Raw genomic sequence first — 1,342 nt, 5'->3', positions numbered from 1 at the left:
ACCTTCAAGCTTGAAGCTATAGTCTCGCGTTGCCTCATCGACACCGTCCACCAACACTTGTGGTTGGTTCCAACCTTGAGTGTTCGTGAGCTTGATTTGCAACTTCGATTGGTTTGCATCCCAACTTGCTTGAGTGACATCAATAAACGGCGATGGCTGGGGCACATTGCTCACCGCTTGGGCGTAACTGAACATCACCTGCTCGTCGATTTGCAGCTCAGAAGGCAGGAAGGTCAGTTGAATTTGATAGTCCGTCAACACACAGATGGTGGTGCAGGAAGAGAGCGTGAGCACTGCATCAATCGTGACGGGTTTCGACATATTGTCGATATGCAGCGTCATTGGGAACAAAGTGTCACCTTTGTAACCGAGAGTCTCAATGCCCAATAACTCGAACTTGTGCGGATATGGCCATTGCCAATCAACCTTGCTTAGGTTTTGCGAGTTTTGCCAATCTATCGATGGCGCGACACCACCCTCGCCCGGCGATCGCCAATAAGTTTTCCAGTCTCCGCTCAGCTTAACATCCAAATAACCAGTGAGCGTTTTTGCTTGCGGATCTTGCTGACCATTCAAAACAAAACGCGTTTGCACAGGCGGACGCTGTGGATTGGTCATCCATCCCGTATCGGTAGTTTGCGCCGAGAGATTAAGAGAGAACAAACCCAATACCAACGCCATAAAGAACATGGACGCGAGTTGAGTCGCTTTAGTAATATGATTCATAGTGATTCCTAATTAATAACAAGTGTAGAAAATGGCTGGCGTTTTCGGCCAGAATCACTTGTCATTCTCGGAACACACAAAAGGTAAGATGAATTCGATGTTTGTCGTAGATGGGCTCAGTCCATTGCCTTGCGTTAACAAAGGCACTGCATCGCCAAACTGCGGCTAAAACAATGCCAATGAACAAAACGACAATGAAGGCTTCGAGCTGATGCTGGGTAAACTGAATCAACTTTTCAGACAGTTCACACTTACTCGGCTCTTTGACTTTATCAGCTTTCACAACATGAGCATCATCGCTAGATAAAGCAGAAACCAAGGTTTGGTCATCACTCATCGAGCATGCCAAAACCAAACCAGAATTTTGCATCAGACACACGACGATGACCCAGCCAATCATTGCTAGCAGCCATTTCGCGCGCTTTTGAGGCGTGCCTTGTCGTGAAATCAATAAGCTCATAAAAAGTCAGATAAAGATGGAAACGCAGAAAATAATACGCAAGTTGTCGTAAAGCTCAAGTCGTTCGACCTTGCTTGCCGATATGATTGGTAAATAATTGTGATAACCTTAAACCCATCGCTTTTTGCAACACGCTCATTATGCTCAATAAAGTTA

Annotated in this window: 2 protein-coding genes; both read right to left on the bottom strand. The window is 45.8% G+C overall.

Annotation, left to right across the window (positions count from 1 at the left end; all coding sequences use genetic code 11):
• On the bottom strand, positions 1–726 hold a 726-nt coding region (locus R7P67_RS24590; RefSeq protein ID WP_318086288.1), incomplete at its 3' end, for a protein-disulfide reductase DsbD domain-containing protein.
• A gap of 61 nt (positions 727–787) precedes the next feature.
• Positions 788–1,186 (bottom strand): hypothetical protein, encoded by a 399-nt coding sequence (locus tag R7P67_RS24585; RefSeq protein WP_025634355.1) that lies wholly within the window; start codon positions 1,184–1,186, stop codon positions 788–790.
• Positions 1,187–1,342: the final 156 nt, after the last annotated feature.

The organism is Vibrio sp. Vb0937 (assembly GCF_033338855.1).
Note: the sequence above shows the minus strand (reverse complement) of the source record. Positions and strands in the feature narration are given on the sequence as shown.

Excerpts from the sequence above, each read along its gene's own strand:
- R7P67_RS24585 (WP_025634355.1), bottom strand. The coding sequence starts at position 1,186 with ATGAGCTTATTGATTTCACGACAAGGCACGCCTCAAAAGCGCGCGAAA.